Annotated in this window: 5 protein-coding genes; 2 read left to right on the top strand and 3 right to left on the bottom strand. The window is 35.8% G+C overall.

Annotation, left to right across the window (positions count from 1 at the left end; all coding sequences use genetic code 11):
* On the bottom strand, window positions 1-411 hold a 411-nt coding region (locus AC1DOS_RS17415), incomplete at its 3' end, for an AAA family ATPase (protein WP_477538513.1).
* 648 nt (window positions 412-1,059) lie between these two features.
* A complete protein-coding gene (locus AC1DOS_RS17420) occupies window positions 1,060-1,923 on the bottom strand; it encodes an HAD family hydrolase (protein WP_477538514.1) in 864 nt (287 codons plus the stop codon).
* Window positions 1,924-2,260: 337 nt separating this feature from the next.
* Here AC1DOS_RS17420 and glcT point away from each other — a divergent pair, with 337 nt between their 5' ends.
* Window positions 2,261-3,103 (top strand): glucose PTS transporter transcription antiterminator GlcT, encoded by an 843-nt coding sequence (gene glcT / locus AC1DOS_RS17425; protein WP_477538515.1) that lies wholly within the window; start codon window positions 2,261-2,263, stop codon window positions 3,101-3,103.
* Window positions 3,104-3,303: 200 nt separating this feature from the next.
* Window positions 3,304-5,373: a glucose-specific PTS transporter subunit IIBC gene (gene ptsG / locus AC1DOS_RS17430; protein WP_477538516.1), complete on the top strand. Its 2,070-nt coding sequence runs from the start codon at window positions 3,304-3,306 to the stop codon at window positions 5,371-5,373.
* A gap of 282 nt (window positions 5,374-5,655) precedes the next feature.
* Here ptsG and AC1DOS_RS17435 read toward each other — a convergent pair.
* Window positions 5,656-5,869: hypothetical protein (locus AC1DOS_RS17435; RefSeq protein WP_477538517.1), on the bottom strand; the 214-nt coding region annotated here is incomplete at its 5' end.

The raw sequence follows: 5,869 nt of genomic DNA on the forward strand, positions 1-5,869 counted from the left end.
TTCATAGTCCTTAATATTCCATTCAATATTTTTATTCTTATTATATTTCATTGATAAAATAACTTTATTATTTTCACAATATTTATTTGAATAATATTCTATTTTTCCAAACAATTCGTTAGTAGGATCTAACAATCCACCGTATGTATTTATCTTCATTTTTTTAATTAATTCACTCAAATCATATTCTAAAGATATTTCCAATTCATCATTATAAGGATTGCTTTTACTAAACATTGAATCATCATATACAGTTGTCGTAAGATTTAAATAAAAGAAGTTTATAGCTTTCATAATGTTAGATTTACCAACATTGTTTGTTCCAATAAAACAATTTATATTCTCATTTAATATAATTTCCGCAAATTCTATTGATTTACAATTATTAATTTTTAATTTAGTTATAGACATTTTCCCATCCTTAATTTTGACATTATATCATTTTATTCTTTTTACTATTTATTGTCTTCTAAACAAAATGCTTAAATAAACGACATCATAATTACACTCTCTTGGTCATACTTGATTCCCCTAAGCTCTTGCAAAAGTCAATAAGGTTCAGATTCAATAATCTTCAAAAAATAAATTGAATCCTTTTCCAATCCTCTTCTAGTATAAATTAAATTCCGTATATTGGATAAAATTATTTACAACTAACAAAGAAATAGATGGAATCCAGCTTGTCCGTTTTGCAGTCCTGTTTGCCGATTCAAGTTATCACATTTTTCATCATCTGGAGTACTTGGCAAAGCAATATTATTTCAGAGTTTAAAGTATGTACATCAGCTATTTCGTTTAGAACAACTTCGATAAAAGATTGTTGTAATTAACTTTGACGACTCCTGCTGCGTCACGAATTAGAATTTCTGTATGAACCGTGATTCGATTTTTTGKTGAAAAAATGATTATCAATAAAGAAGAACCCTCAATCAAAATTATAGATTGAGGGTTCTTCTTGTAGGATGTTTTTCAAAATCCCAAGAGAAAGCATTTCTTAATTAATAAATACATGGGCTTTTTAGAATGTAGCTTACCCATCGTTACAAACTAAAGATACCACTAAATTTTCAAAGCCAACACATTAGCTTTAAGGTAATGATAAACTCCATCTTCATCACAAGTAAATTCCGTTACGTCATCCGCTGCTGCTTTAATGTGATCCGGTGCATTTTTCATAGCTACCGCGTGAGTGACAAACTCGAACATCTTCAGATCGTTGTCACTGTCGCCAATTGCTAACGTTTCACRGCCTGTTAAACCAAAGCGCTCAAGCATCTGTTCGATGCCTGATGCCTTGCTGACATTTGCAACCATGACTTCTGCATTGTGAGGAGAAGAAGGTGTCATTGTGAATGCCATCTCTTTCTGTAGCTGCTCAAGTTCCATTTTCCAGTTATTGATTTCCTCTTTGGTTCTCGAGAAAAAATAGAACTTTGAAAAATGAGTTCCTGTTATTGCTTCTGTCCAGGCAATTTCTTCTTTAATCGCTTTTTGGCGTGAAATCCACTCATTGATTTCTACACTTTCGGGTTTGGGCTGTCTCATTTCATTTACCACATAATCTTTATCTTGCTTTAATACCATTCGAGATTCGCCATATGGGAAAAGTTCATAATATACTTTGTTATCCCGTGCTTTCTCTATTATGGTTTCCACTAGTTCAAGTGATAGTGAATGTTCAAACACTACTTCTTCTCCGATATATCCAGCCATGCCGTTAGCTGTGATAATCGCGTCTACCTCAAATCCTTCAGGCAGCATCTCTCTTAATTCCGTAGCGTTTCTCCCAGTAGCAATAAAAACGAAAATCCCTTTGTTTCGCAGATCGTCTATGATTTCTTTCGTGTGAATGCTTACCTTGTTATGATGGTTTAGGATTGTTCCGTCCATGTCTAAAAAAATAGCCTTAGGTTTTACTACCAAAATGCTTCCTCCTAATATTGTAAATAGAATTTATCTAGCAAGTATACGCTTAGCTATTTCTAAACTCAACGAATGCACAAAAACATAATAAAATTAACAATTTGATTTCTGTTGTATCATGAAACAAAATGAAAAAAATAGAAAAGTTGCTCTTGTGAGTCTTCCTATATAATAGAACCTAAAGCAGAAAGGTTCAGTTTTCCAACTACTTCCCAGTTTGATTAAAAGTCGTTATTGAATATAATGAAGGTAACATATCAAGTGCTGAAGAAAAATTGTCCGTTTGCGCAAGTCAATCTGGCAGAAAAAAGAGACCAGACGGCGGATGGGGGCTGAAATGAAAGAGATATTGACTATAGAAAAAGTGCTGAATAATAATGTGGTCATTGCTCATCATGATACATATAAAGAAGTAGTATTAATCGGAAAAGGACTTGGCTTCAACCAGCAAAAAGGAGATTTTATCTCTTTTGATAAAGCGGATAAAACGTTTTTGTTAAAAGATGAAAAGGAAAAAGAGCAATACGTTAACTTACTTCCTCATATTGAAGAAAACTTGATTGTCTTTATTCATGAACTGCTTCTATTTATTGAAGAACAAATGGGCAAAGAATTGAATGAGCATATTCATGTGGCCTTGACCGACCATCTTACTTTCGCCATCAGCCGAGCAAAGAAAGACATGCAATTCTCTAATCCATTTCTATATGAAATTGAGGCATTGTATCCAAAAGAATACCAAGTCGCAAAAGGCGTCGTGAAAAAAGTGGAAGACCGGATGGATATCGTGTTCCCTGACGGAGAAATTGGCTTTATTGCGCTTCATATCCATAGTGCGGTTACAGATAAATCATTGCGTGACATTAACCGTCACAATCTACTGATTTCTAAACTCGTTGAAATTATCGAAGAAAATCTTTCAATTCAACTAGAAAAAAATGATGTGGATTATCATCGGTTAATCCAGCATTTGCACCGAGCAATTGACAGGGTTCACCAAGGTCAAGCTATTGGAGAAGAGAATAAGCTCGAAGAATTATTGAAAAAAGAATACCCAATATGCTATAATCTTGCGTGGAAGCTAACAAAAGTGATACAAAACCAATTGAATAAGCCTGTAGATGAAGCTGAAGTCCTATATTTGACGATTCATCTCCAACGCTTAATAAATAAATCCTAATCAACCATACGTGTTACTGATTCGATCAGGCATGAGTATGAAAAGATTTTCAGGTTATTTCAGAGGGGAATTTCTCCCTTTTTTTAACCTTATCTTTTCAACTCATGCCTTTTTATTTTGGGATTGTTCATTACTTGTTTCAGCTGATCAGAAGAATCTATTTACTACATCTTTTATCTAATTAAAAAGGAGGAATTTCCATGTCTACTAAATCTGTTAAGTCTACTAATTTATTTGGCGTTATGCAAAAGGTCGGAAAAGCGTTGATGCTTCCGGTAGCCCTTTTGCCTGCAGCAGGTATTCTGCTTGCATTTGGTACAAGCTTCGCACAGGATTCTTTTATTGAAGCCGTACCATTCATGGGCGCTGACTGGATTCAAAAGTTATTGTTCATTATGGCCCAAGCCGGTGGAGTTGTATTTGATAACTTACCATTGCTGTTTGCTGTTGGGGTGGCAATCGGACTTGCTGGTGGTGACGGTGTAGCGGGTCTCGCAGCCATTATCGGGTACTTAATTATGAATGTAACCATGAAAGCAATTGGCAATATAACGCCAGAGATGGTAACTGAATCCCCTGCTTATGCCACTGTCTTAGGAACTCCCACGCTTCAAACGGGTGTCTTTGGCGGTATTATCGTCGGTGTTTTAGCCGCTTTTCTCTACAATAAGTTTTACAATATTCAATTGCCGCAGTTTCTTGGATTTTTTGCAGGGAAACGTTTTGTTCCTATTGTTACCGCTTTCTCAGCGGTTTTACTTGGTATCGTGATGTTTATGGTTTGGCCATTCGCTCAAAATGGCTTGAATGCTTTATCACATTTCATGTTGGAAACAAACCGTACACTAGCGGCTTTTGTATTTGGGTTAGTTGAACGTTCGTTAATCCCATTTGGGTTGCACCATATTTTCTATTCACCATTCTGGTTTGAATTTGGAACGTATACAAATGCTGCAGGAGAGATTTTCCGTGGCGACCAACGTATTTTCTTTGCTCAATTGCAAGACGGCACAGAGTTCACTGCTGGTACCTTTATGACAGGTAAATTCCCGTTCATGATGTTCGGTCTACCTGCAGCGGCACTTGCTATTTATCACACTGCTCGTCCTGAGAAGAAGAAGCTTGTCGGCGGTATCATGGCGTCTGGTGCTCTTACTTCATTCCTAACGGGTATTACTGAACCACTTGAATTCTCTTTCTTGTTTGTAGCACCAGTATTATTCGGTATCCATGCAGTTTTCGCAGGACTATCGTTTATGACGATGCACTTGCTTGACGTTAAAATCGGAATGACCTTCTCCGGTGGTCTAATCGACTTCCTGCTCTTCGGTGTTATGCCAGGTAGAACTGAATGGTTCTGGGTAATCGTTGTAGGACTAGTCTTCGCGGTCATTTACTACTTTGGTTTCCGTTTTGCCATCCAGAAGTTCAACTTGATGACACCGGGTCGTGAAGCTGACGATGCTGACGATGAAAATGATGAAGTAATCGATGATCTTCCATATGAAATTCTTGAAGCAATGGGTGGAAAAGAAAACATTGCAAATCTTGATGCATGTATCACACGTCTACGTGTCAGTGTAAACGATAAAGACAATGTAGATAAAAAGAGATTGAAAAAGCTTGGAGCTTCTGGTGTTATGGAAGTCGGCAACAACATCCAGGCTATTTTCGGACCAGTTTCAGACAGTCTACGAGGGCAAATGCAGGATATTATGAATGGCAGAGCCCCACGTTCGAAAGAAAATGTACCGAAAACTGTTGAACAGGTAAACGAAACTGAAGATGCATCTATTAAGATGGCTACACTTGAGTTCAGCAGTCCACTATCAGGTGAAATCTTACCAATTACCGACGTTCCTGACCAAGTGTTCTCGGGCAAAATGGTTGGAGACGGGTTTGCGATCAAACCTACAGATGGAAAAGTCGTTTCACCTGTAAACGGTAAAGTCGTTACTTTATTCCCAACTAAACATGCGATTGGTCTCGTAGCAGATAACGGCACAGAAATCCTTATTCACATCGGGATTGATACCGTTAAGCTTAAAGGTGAAGGATTTACTTCGAAGATTGAACAAGGTGATCTTGTACAACAAGGCCAGGTCTTGATGGAAGTAGATTTGGATTATGTAGAAAAGAACGCTCCATCTATTATCACTCCAATCGTATTTACGAATTTGGAAGCAGGACAAGCTTTGACAATCAAGAAATCTGGTAATGTTAATGCTAATGATAAAAACATTGTTGAGATTACTGATGGAACGAACTGAAACATGTAATTACTAAATTTAAAACCCCGGGTATCTGCGAAAACAATTCGCTGATGCCCGGGGTTTTTAAATCTTAAACGGATTTAACAACTCGATATACTCAAAAAAGCACATCAAATTTATACATTGATGTGCTCTCTATTAATTTCTATTACTTAAAATAGTAACTAAATCTTATCCATAGATTTAGTTATTGTAAAAAATAGTATAAAAACTGCACAAGTAAGTGCTCTACAGTTGAGAAAAGTCTCCCTAACATTCTGCTAAATGGGTTCTACCAACTTATATAAAAAGCTTAAACTCTTTTCTCAAAATATCATTTTGTAATTTTGAAAGTATATTATTGTTGATATCTGCATTTATAAACAAAGAATGTAGATTCTCGTTCTCATCAAATAAATATTTATAAGATTCATGTAATCGTAAACTATATAATTCATTATATATAATTGCTTTTTTTATATTTTGATTTAATATTTTTTTGAAAAACAAATAT

The organism is Paenisporosarcina sp. P5_A11 (genome assembly GCF_056400705.1).